The following is a 214-nucleotide window of genomic DNA, read 5'->3' on the forward strand; positions in this document are numbered from 1 at the left end:
CACTTCGAACAGCCTTCATCTGATTCCCAGCCTAATACATTCATCACTTCACGTGGGTGTGAAAGGCCAAGCTCGCGGATTTCAGCGACCACTTCTTCATGCGTATATTCCGTACAACCACACATTGGCTCTGGAGCGTTACCCACATCTTCTCCTGTTGTTAATGTTAACAAGTCAGCGATAAGCGGCTTACATCCACCACAAGAACGCCCTG

At 48.6% G+C, this 214-nt stretch carries 1 protein-coding gene; it reads right to left on the reverse strand.

What is annotated here, in order from left to right; translation table 11 throughout:
- Positions 1-214: (2Fe-2S)-binding protein (locus SAY88_RS25780; protein ID WP_332635277.1), on the reverse strand; the 214-nt coding region annotated here is incomplete at both ends.

It is taken from the genome of Halalkalibacter flavus, from assembly GCF_036663575.1.
Taxonomy (GTDB): domain Bacteria; phylum Bacillota; class Bacilli; order Bacillales; family Bacillaceae_D; genus Halalkalibacter; species Halalkalibacter flavus.